11 protein-coding genes are annotated in these 14,430 nt (G+C 71.7%); 8 read left to right on the top strand and 3 right to left on the bottom strand.

The window, feature by feature from the left end; genetic code table 11:
• The first annotated feature begins 190 nt into the window (after window positions 1-190).
• The gene (locus tag ACIHCX_RS17365; protein ID WP_400030181.1) at window positions 191-1,234 is read left to right on the top strand and encodes a LuxR C-terminal-related transcriptional regulator; all 1,044 of its coding nucleotides are present in this window, start codon (window positions 191-193) and stop codon (window positions 1,232-1,234) included.
• Here ACIHCX_RS17365 and ACIHCX_RS17360 read toward each other — a convergent pair.
• A complete protein-coding gene (locus ACIHCX_RS17360) occupies window positions 1,197-2,186 on the bottom strand; it encodes a helix-turn-helix transcriptional regulator (protein WP_400030180.1) in 990 nt (329 codons plus the stop codon). The two genes, ACIHCX_RS17365 and ACIHCX_RS17360, sit on opposite strands and share 38 nt — an antisense overlap.
• A gap of 19 nt (window positions 2,187-2,205) precedes the next feature.
• On the bottom strand, window positions 2,206-3,219 hold the full coding sequence (locus ACIHCX_RS17355; RefSeq protein ID WP_400030178.1) for a helix-turn-helix transcriptional regulator: 1,014 nt from the start codon (window positions 3,217-3,219) through the stop codon (window positions 2,206-2,208).
• A gap of 298 nt (window positions 3,220-3,517) precedes the next feature.
• Here ACIHCX_RS17355 and ACIHCX_RS17350 point away from each other — a divergent pair, with 298 nt between their 5' ends.
• From ACIHCX_RS17350 to ACIHCX_RS17340, 3 genes are all read left to right on the top strand, one after another.
• Entirely contained in the window at window positions 3,518-3,853 is a 336-nt protein-coding gene (locus tag ACIHCX_RS17350; RefSeq protein ID WP_400030176.1) for a hypothetical protein, read from the top strand.
• A gap of 380 nt (window positions 3,854-4,233) precedes the next feature.
• Window positions 4,234-6,831, top strand: a complete 2,598-nt coding sequence (gene clpB / locus ACIHCX_RS17345) for an ATP-dependent chaperone ClpB (RefSeq protein WP_400030174.1) — start codon at window positions 4,234-4,236, stop codon at window positions 6,829-6,831.
• Between the two features lie 356 nt (window positions 6,832-7,187).
• Entirely contained in the window at window positions 7,188-7,751 is a 564-nt protein-coding gene (locus ACIHCX_RS17340) for a YbjN domain-containing protein (RefSeq protein ID WP_400030172.1), read from the top strand.
• A 109-nt stretch (window positions 7,752-7,860) separates the two neighbouring features.
• On the opposite strand, the gene ACIHCX_RS17335 is transcribed toward ACIHCX_RS17340, so the two are convergent.
• Window positions 7,861-9,051, bottom strand: coding sequence for a pyridoxal phosphate-dependent aminotransferase (locus tag ACIHCX_RS17335; protein WP_400030170.1), 1,191 nt, complete (start codon window positions 9,049-9,051; stop codon window positions 7,861-7,863).
• A gap of 887 nt (window positions 9,052-9,938) precedes the next feature.
• On the opposite strand from ACIHCX_RS17335, the gene ACIHCX_RS17330 reads away from it, so the two are divergent.
• The 4 genes from ACIHCX_RS17330 to ACIHCX_RS17315 all read left to right on the top strand — a co-directional run bounded on the left by ACIHCX_RS17330 (window position 9,939) and on the right by ACIHCX_RS17315 (window position 14,427).
• A complete protein-coding gene (locus ACIHCX_RS17330) occupies window positions 9,939-10,466 on the top strand; it encodes a DUF2617 family protein (RefSeq protein ID WP_400030168.1) in 528 nt (175 codons plus the stop codon).
• An 89-nt stretch (window positions 10,467-10,555) separates the two neighbouring features.
• Window positions 10,556-12,208, top strand: a complete 1,653-nt coding sequence (locus ACIHCX_RS17325; protein ID WP_400030166.1) for a polyamine aminopropyltransferase — start codon at window positions 10,556-10,558, stop codon at window positions 12,206-12,208.
• Window positions 12,209-12,409: 201 nt separating this feature from the next.
• Window positions 12,410-13,468, top strand: coding sequence for an SRPBCC domain-containing protein (locus tag ACIHCX_RS17320; protein WP_400030164.1), 1,059 nt, complete (start codon window positions 12,410-12,412; stop codon window positions 13,466-13,468).
• 161 nt (window positions 13,469-13,629) lie between these two features.
• Entirely contained in the window at window positions 13,630-14,427 is a 798-nt protein-coding gene (locus tag ACIHCX_RS17315; protein WP_400030162.1) for an aldose 1-epimerase, read from the top strand.
• Window positions 14,428-14,430 lie beyond the last annotated feature (3 nt).

Here is a 14,430-nt window from a genome sequence, read left to right as displayed (position 1 = left end):
GCGTTCGGGTTCCACAGCCGACTTCGCAGCCGACTTCGCCGCGCTGCGATCAGTCCGGTGGAGGCTGGTGCACACCGGTCGAAACCGCTGGTTTTCGGGGGTCGCGCCGGAAGGAGCCGTGTTGCACAGCCGGTCCGCTCCGCGCATAGTTGCGCTGCGGAAGACGCGGAAACCGGGGGTGTGATGGGGCATGACCGGGCACGGGACGGAGAAGCATCCACACGGTGCCGACCGACTGTGCGAGGCCGGGGAGCACGTGTATTCCCGGGCCGTACGGCAGGGCCGGGTGCCGCGCCGGCTCGCCGAGCCGGTGCCCTGCCTGCTTGAACTCGCCCTGCTGCACCCGGACCCCGACGACATGGACTTCCTGGTGCCGACCGCGCCGCAGGAGGTCATGACCCGGCTGCTGCGCGGGATGTACGACGAGGTGAGTGAGAGCCACCGGCGGGTGGGCTCGGTGGTGTCCGCCGTCGAGCGGTACGCCGGGCTCGGCCGGCAGGTGCGGGTGCCCTCGGCGGCCGTGGAGGGCACGGCGATCCGGGTCCTGGACGGACTGTCCCGCATCCAGGCGGCGATGGACGAGGCGACCGAGGCGTGCACCGCCGAGGTGCTGACCGTCCAGCCGGGCGGCATCCGCCGCGAGCACGAGCTGTCCGAGGGGCTGCACCGGGCGCTGGCGCTGCGCGGGCGCGGGGTGCGGATGCGGGACCTGTACACGCATGTGGCCCGGCACGGCCAGGGGCTGCTCAACTACCTGGAGCTGATGGGCGACGCGGTCGAGGCGCGCACGCTGGACGAGGTGATCGACCGGCTGATCCTCTTCGACCGCACGGTCGCCTTCGTACCCGCCAACGCCGACTGCACGATGGCGCTGGAGCTGCGTCATCCCGCGCTGGTGGAGTACCTGGGGACGGTCTTCGAACGGCTCTGGCGGCTGGCGATCCCGCTGACCGCGCCGCTGCCCGAGACGGGCATCGAGGGCATCTCCCACCGCGAGCGGTCCATCGCGGCGCTGCTGGCCGAAGGCCACCAGGACGCCGTGATCGCCGAGCGGCTGGGCATCAGCGTCCGCACCTGCCGGGCGCACATCGCCCGGCTGTCGGAGACGCTGGGCGCGGCCGGCCGCACGCAGCTGGGTGTGCGGATCGCCCAGGCGGGGCTGGACGGACCGCCGAGCACCGTGGGCGTGGGGCCGTTCACGGTTCCGGGTCAAGAATTCCCGACTGCCCGATGAGGTAGCCCAACTGGGCCCGGCTGCCACTGCCGAGGGTGGCGGCGAGCTTGGCGATGTGCTCACGTGCGGTGCGCACGTTCATGCCGAGGCGTTCGGCGATGACGGTGTCGGTGTGGCCTTCGACGAGGAGCCCGGCGATGGCGCGCTGGCGGGGGGTGACGCGGTCCGAGGACGGCTGTTGGACGGTCAACGGGAACATGGGGGTGGCCAGCCGCCACAGCCGTTCGAAGGTGGTTGTGAAGAACTCCACGAGGGCCGGGTGGCGCACTTGGAGCGCGAGGGTGCCGTCACGGTTGGCGGGGATGAAGGCGGCCCTGCGGTCCACGACGATGAGGCGGGCGGTGACCTCGTCGAGGGAACGGGCCTCGACATCGCCGTTCAGTTGCTCTTGATAGGCGGGCACTGAGGGCACATGGCGCAGAGTGTGCTGGTAGAGCGTGCGGATGCGGCCACCTCGGTCCAGCAGCGCCTGGTCGCGCACCAGCGACACGACCCGGGCCTCCTCGGCGCGCTGACCGACGAGGCCCGCGTGCGGTTGCACGCATAGGAGCTCCTGGCTCGCTTCGGCCATGGTCTCGGTGATGGCCTGGTTGATCCGGCGGGTACCGCTGAGGATCGCAAGCGTCGAGGTGTCGGGCTCCCCGGTGCGCCGGCCGTCGATGCGCATAAGCGGCTCGAAGGTCTGGGTCAGTCGTTCCTCGCGCCGTCGCTCCTCGGCGATGCGCTCCTCGGTAGCGCGCAAGAGCCGGTGGAGGGCGGCGGCGGGTGCCACGGGCTCCAGCCGGCCGAGATCTTCAACCGTCGGGTGCAGCAGACCGAAGTCGACGAGGCAGGGGGCCGCGGCCGCCTCTCCCGCGGGCACCCATCCGCTCCGCAGGGCGCGTTCGTACAACTCTGCGCCCGTTGGGCACAGGTTCTCCGCGCCGTGCTCCGGATGACGTGTCGGGCCCACCCCGGTCCTCCCTGTGGCTTCAGTGCTTTTGCTGCAGAATCCCCGACTGGGCAATGAGGTAACCGAGTTGGGCACGGCTGCCGCTGCCGAGGATGGCAGCGAGCTTGGCGATGTGGGCCCGGCAGGTACGGACGTTCATACCAAGGCGACGGGCGATGGCCTCATCGACGTGGCCCTCGACGAGGAGCTTGGCTATGGAGTACTGGATGTCGTTGATGCCGCCGGGAGCGGTCTCGTAGGGGGTGCCGGCGCTCAGTGGGACCGATCGGCCCCACATGAACTCGAAGACCTTGATCAGGTAGCGGACGAGGCCCGAGTGGCGGAGTTCCAGAGCGACTTGTTGATCGTCGCGGGTGGGGATGAACGCGACGGTCTCGTCGCACACGATGAGCCGTTCCACTACCTCGTCGATGGTGCGGTACTCGGCCTTCCCGCTCGACAACTGGTCCACGTAGGCCAGTTTCTCGGGGCTGTAGCGCGCGGTGTGCTGATAAAGGGTCCGGATGCGCACGCCACGCTCGATGAGCGGCCGGTCCCGCTCGAGGCCCTGGGTGAGGCTGCGCTCGGAGAAGCGGTCGTCGCTCGGCTGGATGGTGAGCATCTCGGTGTGGCACTGGGCCGTGGCCACGTTGAGCGCCGCGTTGATCCGCGCTCCCCCCTCCAACACCGTGATCGAGTGGCCGGTCGTCGCCGACTGCGCGCTGAGCGCGAGAAACGGCTCAAAGAGGTCCGCAAGCTGGATGGACAGCCGCCGGCGTTCCGTGATCTCTCGCTCGATTGGGTGGAGACGCTCGGCCAGCGCGACCGAAGGGTGCACCGGGCACAGCCAGTTCGCGTCGTCCGGATCCGGGCGGAGAAGGTCGAACTCCACGAGACAAGGGGCGCATTCGGCATCCGCCCGGACGATCCTCCCCAGACGGAGGGCGTTCGCATAAAGTCGGCCACCTTCCTCACAAAGTTCGGTCACCGCGTGGGGATGCATCCCCTTAGTCCGATTTCCCACTAAATCTCCACCCCCCAGGGTCCTGAACATGCAGGAACATGATGCATCGATCCTGTGGCCATGACGTGCCGGAATGAGCCATCGTCTTACCTGACGGGGGAAAGGGAGACTTTCAAGTGAGGACGAAGCCGACTATGCGTAAGAGAATGCTTCGCTCGGTGCTTGTGGCCGCCTTCTCCGCTGTTGCGGCCTTTGGGGTGCTGGGTGGTCACTTCGATGCGGGGAGTGACGACAGGGCGGACAGTCACTGGCCGGCAGTCGTGGTGACGAGTCCCGCCGACTCGCACTGGCCGGACTTTGTCACGACAGTTGACTCCGGAGAGCTGATGTGACCACTCCACCCGACGACCGTTCCTTCCGCCGCGAGATGGCCACCGCCTACCGCTCCGGTTGGCACTTCATCGACCTGGTCACCGCCCTCCCCCACAGCGGTGACTCGCTGATGGTGACCGTCTTCGGTGAGCCGGTCGTCGTCACGCGGGACGAGGACGGTGACGTACGGGCGTACCGGTGTCTGCGGCGGCCTCGGGGGGCGCCGCAGCCCGTACGGTGTGCCGTCCGCTACGGAATGATCTTCGTGAACCTGGACCAGAGGGACCACCGGCAGGTAGCAGAGCAACCCTCGGTCCTGAGAACCATCACCGCCACCCCCCGCAGTGCCTGACGCGATTCCCCCGTCGTAACAGATCGCTCAGGTGCTTCCCCCCGCAGCGGCGTCACCGTGACCTGAACACGGTGACGCCGCTGTTGTTTTCCCAAAATCTCCGGGTATCGGCGGATTCGATCACTGGCCGAAAAAGGCCACCGCCGCTCAGTCGTGCCCCGGCGCCCGGGGCGGCCCGATTCCGATCATCACGCGGGACGGGTCGCCCCGGGCGCCGTCGTGTGTGCCGCCTTCGCGCCGGTCCCGACCTCCTCGATCCCCTCCCTGAGAAAGCTCCCGGTCTCACCTTGAGTGGAATAGACTCAAGTTTGTGTACGCTGGTGCAGTCAGCGCTGGGAGATGTGGGCTGAGAGCGCTCGTCAAGGAGGAGAGAAGCGACCGTGGACGCCGAGCTGACCAACAGGAGCCGTGACGCGATCAACGCGGCCGGCAACCGGGCCGTACGGGAGGGGCACCCCGACCTCACCCCCGCCCATCTGCTTCTCGCGCTGCTCGAGGGGCAGGACAACGAGAACATCATCGACCTGCTGTCGGCCGTCGACGCCGACCAGGCCTCCGTCCGCTCCGGCACCGAGCGCGTGCTCGCGTCCCTGCCCAGCGTGACCGGGTCCACGGTCGCGCCGCCGCAGCCCAACCGCGAGCTGCTCGCCGTGATCGCGGACGCGCAGGGCAGGGCGCGGGACCTCGGGGACGAGTACCTGTCCACCGAGCACCTGCTCATCGGCATCGCCGCGAAGGGCGGCGCGGCCGGCGAGGTGCTGTCCGGCCAGGGCGCCGGCGCCAGGAAGCTTCAGGACGCCTTCTCGAAGGCGAGGGGAGGACGCCGGGTGACCACAGCCGACCCCGAGGGCCAGTACAAGGCCCTGGAGAAGTTCGGCACGGATCTCACCGCCGCGGCGCGCGAGGGCCGCCTCGACCCGGTGATCGGCCGGGACCAGGAGATCCGCCGCGTGGTGCAGGTGCTGTCGCGCCGCACCAAGAACAACCCGGTGCTCATCGGTGAGCCCGGCGTCGGCAAGACCGCCGTCGTCGAGGGGCTCGCCCAGCGGATCGTCAAGGGCGACGTGCCCGAGTCGCTGAAGGACAAGCGGCTGGTGGCGCTGGACCTCGGGGCGATGGTCGCGGGCGCGAAGTACCGCGGCGAGTTCGAGGAGCGGCTCAAGACCGTCCTGGCGGAGATCAAGGAGTCCGACGGCCGGATCATCACCTTCATCGACGAGCTGCACACCGTCGTCGGCACGGGCGCCGGCGGCGACTCCGCGATGGACGCCGGGAACATGCTCAAGCCCATGCTGGCCCGCGGCGAGCTGCGCATGGTCGGCGCCACGACGCTCGACGAGTACCGGGAGCGGATCGAGAAGGACCCGGCGCTGGAGCGGCGCTTCCAGCAGGTGCTGGTCGCCGAGCCCAGCGTGGAGGACTCCATCGCGATCCTGCGCGGGCTCAAGGGCCGCTACGAGGCCCACCACAAGGTGCAGATCAACGACTCCGCGCTGGTGGCCGCCGCGACCCTGTCCGACCGGTACATCACCTCACGCTTCCTGCCCGACAAGGCGATCGACCTCGTCGACGAGTCCGCCTCCCGGCTGCGCATGGAGATCGACTCCTCCCCGGTGGAGATCGACGAACTCCAGCGCGGCGTCGACCGGTTGCGCATGGAGGAGCTGGCGCTCGACAAGGAGACCGACGCGGCCTCGCGGGAGCGACTGGAGAAACTGCGCCGCGACCTCGCCGACAAGGAGGAGGAGCTGCGCGGCCTGACCGCCCGCTGGGAGAAGGAGAAGCAGGCCCTCAACCGGGTCGGTGAGCTGAAGGAGCGCCTGGACGACCTGCGCGGCCAGGCCGAACGCGCCCAGCGCGACGGCGACTTCGACACCGCCTCCAAGCTGCTGTACGGGGAGATCCCCGACCTGGAGAAGGAGTTGGAGGCCGCCTCGCAGGCCGAGGAGGAGGCCGCCAAGGACACCATGGTCAAGGAGGAGGTCGGCCCCGACGACATCGCCGACGTGGTCGCCTCCTGGACCGGGATCCCGGCCGGCCGACTGCTGGAGGGCGAGACGCAGAAACTGCTGCGCATGGAGGAGGAGATCGGCAGGCGGCTCATCGGCCAGGCCGAGGCCGTGCGGGCCGTCTCCGACGCCGTGCGCCGCAGCCGGGCCGGCATCGCGGACCCGGACCGGCCCACGGGCTCGTTCCTCTTCCTCGGCCCGACCGGCGTCGGCAAGACCGAACTCGCCAAGGCGCTCGCCGACTTCCTCTTCGACGACGAGCGGGCCATGGTCCGCATCGACATGTCGGAGTACGGCGAGAAGCACAGCGTGGCCCGGCTGGTCGGCGCCCCGCCCGGCTACGTCGGCTACGAGGAGGGCGGACAGCTCACCGAGGCGGTGCGCCGCCGCCCGTACAGCGTGGTGCTGCTCGACGAGGTGGAGAAGGCCCACCCGGAGGTCTTCGACATCCTGTTGCAGGTGCTGGACGACGGTCGCCTCACCGACGGCCAGGGCCGCACCGTCGACTTCCGCAACGCCATCCTGGTGCTGACCTCGAACCTGGGCAGCCAGTACCTGGTCGACCCGCTGACGAGCGAGGAGGAGAAGAAGGAGCAGGTCCTCGAAACGGTCCGCACCTCCTTCAAGCCGGAGTTCCTCAACCGCCTGGACGACCTGGTGGTCTTCTCGGCCCTGTCCAAGGAGGAGCTGAGCCGGATCGCCGGGCTCCAGATCGACCGGCTCGCCCGCCGTCTGTCGGAGCGCCGCCTGACCCTGGACGTCACCCCCGACGCCCTGGCCTGGCTCGCCGAGGAGGGCATGGACCCGGCCTATGGCGCCCGCCCGCTGCGCCGTCTGGTCCAGACCGCCATCGGCGACCGCCTCGCCAAGGAGATCCTCTCCGGCGAGATCAAGGACGGCGACACGGTCCGCGTCGACCGCTTCGGCGAGGGCCTGCTGGTGGGCCCGGCGACCGGCAAGACGCTGTAGCCCCCGGCGCGGTCCGCCACCACGGTGGGTGGCGGGCCGCGTCGCACCGTGAACGCCGTGAACGCCGTGAACGCCGGGAACGCCGGGAACCGTGTCCGGGCCGGGGCGGGGTTCCCCGTGGGTCCTCCGTTCAGTGGGTACTCGGAGGCGGACAGCACGATGCCCGCGAAGGCGACGAGGAAGGGCAGTGCCTTCGTCCCGCCCCGTGTCCGCGTCATGACCCCCACCTCCGTTTGCCGGACGTCCACCTGACGGCCGGATCGTGTCAGCCCAGGGCTGACAGGCTCCCGGAGGGCTTGCCACCCCCCTCCCCGCATGAGGGAGGATGGCGAGATCCGTACGAAGGGAAAAACACGGTGAGCATCGACCCGTCCTCGATTCCGAACTTCGGGGGCAAGCCAGAGCCGCAGCCCCAGGGACCGGCGGGCCCCGTCGTCCCGGATCAGGACCTCGTGAAGCAGCTCCTGGACCAGATGGAGCTCAAGTACGTCGTCGACGACGAGGGCGACCTCGCGGCGCCGTGGGAGCAGTTCCGTACGTACTTCATGTTCCGCGGCGAGGCCGACCAGCAGGTCTTCTCGGTGCGGACGTTCTACGACCGGCCCCACAAGATCGACGAGAAGCCGCAGCTGCTGGAGTCCATCGACGACTGGAACCGGCGCACCCTGTGGCCCAAGGTGTACAGCCACACCCACGACGACGGCACCGTCCGCCTCATCGGCGAGGCGCAGATGCTGATCGGCATGGGCGTGAGCCTGGAGCACTTCGTCTCCTCGACGGTCAGCTGGGTGCGGGCCGCCATCGAGTTCGACCGGTGGCTCGTCGAGCAGCTCGGCCTCGAACAGGACATCAACGAGACGGACAAGCCCGTCGAGCAGGACGTCGACGAGGCGGACAAGCCCGAGGACGACGAGAAGTAGTCCCCCCGGCCGTCACGCACAGAAGCGAGAGCCCGGCCCGGGACGCGAGCCGACCATGGCCGCGTACCCGGGAGCGGGCTCTTCGCCGTAGCGGCGCGCGTACCCCGGCTCACAGGCTCCGCAGGCGGGACACGGCCTCGCGCAGGACGTCCGTCCGCTTGCAGAAGGCGAAACGGACCTGGGTGCGGCCCGCCTCCCGGTCGTCGTAGAAGACCGCGTTGGGGATGGCGACCACGCCGCAGCGTTCGGGCAGGGTACGGCAGAAGGCGATGCCGTCCTTCTCGCCGAGCCGGGCGATGTCGGTGGTGACGAAGTAGGTGCCCCGGGGGCGGAAGACCTCGAAGCCCGCCTCGGCCAGTCCGGTGGCGAGCAGGTCGCGCTTGGCGCGCAGGTCCTCGCGGAAACCGGTGAAGTGGCTGTCGGGGAGGGCGAGCGCCTCGGCGACCGCGTACTGGAACGGTCCGGCGCTCACGTAGGTCAGGAACTGCTTGGCCGAGCGGACCGCCGTGACCAGGGGAGCGGCGGCGGTGACCCAGCCGACCTTCCAGCCCGTGAACGAGAACGTCTTGCCCGCCGACGAGATGGTGACCGTGCGCTCGCGCATACCCGGGAACGTGGCGAGCGGGATGTGCTCGGCGTCGTCGTACACCAGGTGCTCGTACACCTCGTCCGTCACCACGAGCAGGTCGTGTGCGACGGCGAGCCGTGCGATCTCGGCCAGTTCGGCGCGGGTGAGGACGGTGCCGGTCGGGTTGTGCGGGGTGTTCAGGAGCAGCAGCCGGGTCCGCGGGGTCACCGCGTCGCGCAGTTCGTCCAGGTCGAGCCGGAACGCACCCTCCTCGTGGTCCGGCCGGAGCGTCACCGGCACCCGCTTCCCGCCCGCCATCGCGATGCAGGCGGCGTAGGAGTCGTAGTACGGCTCCAGGGCGATCACCTCGTCGCCGGGCTCTAGCAGCGCCAGCAGCGTGGCCGCGATCGCCTCGGTGGCGCCCGCGGTGACCAGCACCTCGGTGTCCGGGTCGTAGGAGAGGCCGTACCGCCGCAGCTGGTGCTCCGCGACCGCCGTGCGCAGCTCGGGGATGCCCGGACCTGGCGGGTACTGGTTGCCCCGCCCGTCGCGCAACGCGCGCACGGCCGCCTCCCTGATCTCCTCGGGGCCGTCGGTGTCGGGGAAGCCCTGCCCCAGGTTGATCGACCCGGTCCGTACGGCGAGCGCGGACATCTCGGCGAAGATCGTCGTCCCGAACTCGGCGAGCCGGCGGTTGAGGAGCGGGCGTGCGCTGGAGGTCATGCCGGCCATCCTCCGTCCAAGCTCTGGACTTCCTCAAGTGTGCTTTGGCCGGTCCGGCGGCCGGGCATCTCCCGGGCACGCTGCGAGGCGCCCACGGGGGGCCGCTTCGGCGGAACGCCCCGGGAACGTCCGGCGGGCGTCCGGGGGAACGGCCCCGGGTGCCCCGGCCGGGGGTCCTGGGGATCGGAGGGAGGGGGACGCCATGGTTCTGGGCATCGTCCTGGCGTTGATCGTGGTGCTGTGCGTGGCCGCCGTGGCGGCCGGGCGCGGCAGGGCCCGCCGCGTCCGGCTCGTGAAGTCGTCGCGGGGCCGGCGCGCGGGGTCGGTCGGCGCGAGGTCGGTCGGCGGGGGAAGCGCGAGCGGCGGCGTCGGCTGGTGGGCCGGGTCGGACGGCGGCGGCGGTGGCTGCTCGTCCGACGGTGGCCATCACTCGGGAGGGGGTCACTCGGGAGGGGGACATTCCGGGGGGTCGCACTCGTGTGGGGGTCACTCCTGCGGGGGGCATTCCTCGTGCGGCGGAGGGTCGTCGTGCGGGGGCGGATGCGGCGGAGGCAGCTGACACGGGGCAGCCGAGCTCCGCGGGGGAACCGCATCCGGGCCGGCGCCCGCCGGGGGAAGCCTCCGGCGGGTGCACCGGCCCCGTCGCGCACGCTCTGGCACCCGCCATGGTTGAACAGTTGAGCTGTGAGGCCCTCTGAGGGATGGAAACCGCACGAAGTTGGGTAAAAACCCTGTGGCGGAACCGCTGTTCGTGATTGCCTCTACCGACGCAGCCCCTCGGATGTCCAGCACCCCCCTCCCGAGCTGGGCTGACCGGGCCGTCGTCCCCGTGTCCACCGGGGCGTGCCGGCCCGTTCCTCTCCTTCTTTTTCTTTGCGTGCTAGCGGAGCCGATCCATGCTCACGACCCTGAACACCTCCTACACCGACACGAGCGCGGCCGACCTCGCCTGGGCCCTGGGGCGCGAGCCGCTGCCCGCACTGGCCACCCTGGACCTCGAACTGACCGGGGCGAAACTCCAGTTGAGACTCCTCGGCGCGTCCCACCAGGTGCTCCTGGAGGAGGAGCGGGGAAGCTGTTCGGAGACCGTGGCGTGCATCCCGGGCTCCAGCACGCCGCTGCCGCTCGGCGTCGCCAAGCGGGCCGACGACTGGGCGTACGAGTTCGCCGCCCGCGTCGAGTTCCTGACGCCGGGGTCGTTCACCGGCCGTGCCCAGGAGCTGCTGGCCCTCGTCTCCGAGCATCCGCACGGTCTGGCGGGTGTCTTCCCGGGCAGCCCGAACGCGTTCACCGCGATGCTGGCGCAGTGGCACGACGGCCAGGTGCACTGGCGGACCTGGCACGCCTACCCGCAGGACGGCCAGTTGGTGACCACCCGGACCAGGGTGGGGGTGCGCCGTTCCGCGCCGGCCGGAGCGAGGTGAGCGCGGGTAAACACGCGAGGCGCGACCACGTCCCGTTCCACACGTGTGGGTGACGAAGCGTCCCACTTCTGTGACGTAACGTCACAGGTGTGATCGAATCGCACGCCCCGGCCCCGCCCGGCGCGGCGTCGTCCTTCCACGGCCCCGCGCGACTGCCCGTCCGGCCGGGAACCGGCCGGTTCCTGGTCCTCGCGGGTGTCTTCGTCTGCGCGGCCTGCGGACTCGTGTACGAGCTCGAACTCGTGGCGCTGGCCTCGTACCTGATCGGCGACTCGGTCACCCAGGCGTCCATCGTGCTGTCCGTCATGGTGTTCGCCATGGGCATCGGCTCGCTCGCCGCGAAGCGGCTGCGCCGGCACGCCGCCGTCGCCTTCGGCGCGATCGAGGCGACGCTCGCGCTGGTGGGCGGGTGCAGCGCCATGGCGCTGTACGCGGTGTTCGCCTGGACCGGCGGCTGGGGCGGCGTGTGGGCGAACGGTCCGCGCTGCCTGCTGGTCGGCTTCTCCCTGGCCATCGGCCTGCTGATCGGCGCGGAGGTGCCGCTGCTGATGGAGCTGATCCAGCGGATCCGCCGCCAGGACGCGGGCGGTGCGGTCGCCGACCTGTTCGCGGCGGACTACGTGGGCGCGCTCGTCGGCGGACTCGCGTTCCCGTTCCTCCTGCTGCCGCTGCTGGGGCAGTTGACCGGAGCGCTGGTGACCGGCGCCGTCAACGCCGTGGCCGGCGGCGTCCTCGTGCTCGGCCTGTTCCCGCGGGACCTGACCCCACGCGGCCGCTGGCTGCTGCTCGTCGCCAACCTCGCCGTGCTCGGTCTGCTCGCCTCCCTCACCGCCCTGGTCGGCGACTTCGAACGGGCCGCGCGGCAGGCGATGTACGGCGCGGACGTCCGGGTGGCGCTGCGGACCGGCGAGCAGGAGGTGGTCCTCACCGGCGGCACCCGGGGCCGTCCGCCGCGGCTGTTCCTCGACGGGCGGCTGCGGGGCGGCGGCCGCGACGAGCGCCGCTACCACGAGGCGCTGGTCCACCCCGCGATGAGCGGGCCGCACGCGCGGGTGCTGATCCTCGGCGGCGGCGACGGCTTCGCCGCACGCGAGGTGCTGCGGCACCCCGGCGTCGAGCGGGTGGACGTCGTCGAGCGCGACCCGGCGCTCGTCCGGCTCGCGCGCGGCGACCCGGTACTGGCCGGACTGGGCGAGCACGCCTTCGACGACCGGCGCGTGCACGTGAGCACCGCCGACGCCTTCGACCGGCTGCGCGGGGCGCCGCCGGCGGCGTACGACGTGGTGATCGGTGACCTGCCCGATCCGGGCATCACGGCGAGCGCGAAGCTGTACACGCAGGAGTTCTACAGCCTGGCCCGGCGGGCCCTGGCACCCGGCGGCCGGCTGGTGGTGCACGCCGGACCGGTCGCCTCGCGGCCCCGGGAGTTCTGGACGGTGGAGGCCACGGTCAGGGCCGCCGGACTGCGCACCCTGCCGTACCGCGTGGACGGCCGCGACTCCGGCTCCGCCGCCGGGCCCGACCGCACGGCCGGTGCCTCCCGCGCCTCCCGTGACCGGGGCGGTGACCGGGGTGACTGGGGCTTCGTCCTGGCGGGCCGCATGCCGCCCGCGCTCCGCCTGGACCCGCGGGCCCCCGCCCCGCGCACACTCACGCCGGACTCGCTCGCGGCGGCCGCCCGCGCCGCGGCCCACACCCGCGTCCCCGGCCTTCCGCCGTCGACGCTGGTCCACCTCCGGTAGACGGGCTGATCCGGGTCCGCCGCCGGTGTGTGCGGTACGTGGGGGCAGCGCGTGGATCGTGGTGGTCCGTGCCGTCCTGCGTGCCGTCCTGCTCGCTGGGAGCCACCCGGCGGCAGGGCCGAGCCCGGTGAGTGTCCCGCGGGGACGGGTTGTGGCCGAGGGGAGGGTAATCGGGGGCGGCACTGGGTACCCTCGGCTGACATGGAGCACGAGGTGTTCGTTCCGGTTCCGGCTCGGCGGTTGCGAAGGGCGCTCGCCGATCCGGCGCGGGTTGCCCGGGCGGTTCCCGGGCTTCAGCAGGACGCGGGTGGCGGGCCCGTCAGCGGCCGGCTCAAGGTGCGGATCGGCAGCCACTCCATCACCTACCGCGGCACCCTGCGCGTCCGTGCGCTCGACGACGGCTCCTACGCCGTCGAGGGCGACGGGGCCGAGTCCCGAGGCACCGGTTCGGTGAAACTCACGCTCACGCTCCGCCTCCGCGACACCGACGGCGGCTCCACCCTCACCTTCGACGGCACCGCTCGTGCGGAGGGCCGCGTCACCGAGCTGTCCCCGGACGCCGTCCACACCGCCACGACCCGCCTCCTGAACCGCTTCGCGGAAAACCTGTCCACCCAGCCGCCCGCCCCCGAATCGGAGGCCCCCGAATCGGAGGCCCCCGAATCGGAGGCCGCCGAACCCGTGGCTGCTGAACCGGAGGCTGCAGACGCGGAGGCCCCTGAAGCGGAGGTCGCCGAACCGGACGCCGCCGAAAAGTCGCAGTCCGGTGAAGCCGAGGCGCCTGGGGTCGACGGGGTCGTGGGGCTGGCCGAGGAGGCGACCGAGGACTTCGCCCCGTTGGCGAGCGGGGACTTCGAGGCCGCTCCGGACGCGGACGACGCGCCGGCGCCGCCGGTCGGGGACGAGGGCGAGGCGCACCCGGCCGGGCCGGGCGGGCGCGGTTCCGTCTTCGACGCCGAGGTGCCGCCCTCCTCCCTCGACCCGCTGGCCGACGAGGAAGACGAGGACGACGAGCCCCCCGTCTCCGAGGACTTCGCCGAGACCGCCGAGCCGCCCGCCGAGGCGGCGCACGCGCGGCGGACGATGATCGGGCGCAGCGCCGAGGAGGTCGACCACGCCCCGCCCCGAGGCCGTTACGCCCCCGTCCCCGCGCCGCTGACCGTCTCCGCCGGGCCCACCCTCCGTTGGGCGGTGCCCGCGGCGGCGTTGGTCGTGGCGTCGGTGATCGTCGCGGGCCGGGCCCTGAGGCGCCGCCGCTGAGCACCGCCCCGGTGGCGGCCCGCCGCCCCGGTACCCAGGTGGCGGCCCGGCTCCGGTCCTTCCCGCCCGGCCGCTCGGCCCGCCCCCTTGCCCCCCCCGTTCGCGCCCCCACTCGACCGCGACGCTGAACGTCTTCCTGATCGGCCAAGTAGCCTCGTGGGGTGAGGAACGAAGACATCACGCTGACCGCGGGTGACGCGGAAGCGGTCGTGCAGCCGGGCAACGGCGGGCGTATCGGCAGTCTGCGCGTCGGCGGCCTCGAACTGCTCCGCCAGGGAGAGCGTTTCGGCTGCTTCCCAATGGTCCCCTGGTGCGGCCGGATCCGCGAGGGCCGCTTCCGGGACGGTGCCGCCGTCCACCAGATGCCGCTCAACTCCCCACCGCACGCCATCCACGGCACCGCCCGCGACGGCGCCTGGCGCACCGCCCGCAGCTCCGCGGGCGAGGCGGTGATCACGTACGACCTCGTCGCCCCCTGGCCCTACCCCGGCCGTGTCACCCAGGCCGTCACCCTGACCGAGGACGCGCTGACGCTGACCATGTCCGTGGAGACGTACGAGTCGTCCTTCCCCGCGCAGATCGGCTGGCACCCGTGGTTCAACCGCACCCTCGAGGGTGCCGGCGCCCAGGACGTCCGCGTCGACTTCCGGCCCGCCTGGCAGGAGGAGCGCGGCGACGACCACCTGCCCACCGGGCACCGCGTCGAGCCGCGGCCCGGTCCCTGGGACGACTGCTTCGGCATGCCCGGCGGCGTCGACGTCACGCTCACCTGGCCCGGGCAGCTGGAGCTGAGGGTGACCAGCCGCGAGGAATGGGTCGTCGTCTACGACGAGCAGCAGGCCGCCGTGTGCGTGGAGCCGCAGACCGGCCCGCCCGACGGTCTGAACACCCTCCCGCGCCTGGTCACCCCGCTGGAGCCGCTGGAGGCCTCGACGACCTGGACCTGGCACCGCGCTTAAGCT

It is taken from the genome of Streptomyces sp. NPDC052043, from assembly GCF_044548235.1.
Classification (GTDB): domain Bacteria; phylum Actinomycetota; class Actinomycetes; order Streptomycetales; family Streptomycetaceae; genus Streptomyces.
The sequence above is the reverse complement of the archived record's forward strand: the minus strand, read 5'-3'. Positions and strand labels throughout refer to the sequence as shown.

Bases quoted from the DNA above. Each gene is read 5' to 3' on its own strand.
- ACIHCX_RS17355 (WP_400030178.1), bottom strand. From the start codon at position 3,219: ATGTTCAGGACCCTGGGGGGTGGAGATTTAGTGGGAAATCGGACTAAG.
- ACIHCX_RS17335 (WP_400030170.1), bottom strand. From the start codon at position 9,051: ATGGCCGGCATGACCTCCAGCGCACGCCCGCTCCTCAACCGCCGGCTC.
- ACIHCX_RS17320 (WP_400030164.1), top strand. From the start codon at position 12,410: ATGGAGCACGAGGTGTTCGTTCCGGTTCCGGCTCGGCGGTTGCGAAGG.
- ACIHCX_RS17365 (WP_400030181.1), top strand. From the start codon at position 191: ATGACCGGGCACGGGACGGAGAAGCATCCACACGGTGCCGACCGACTG.
- ACIHCX_RS17330 (WP_400030168.1), top strand. From the start codon at position 9,939: ATGCTCACGACCCTGAACACCTCCTACACCGACACGAGCGCGGCCGAC.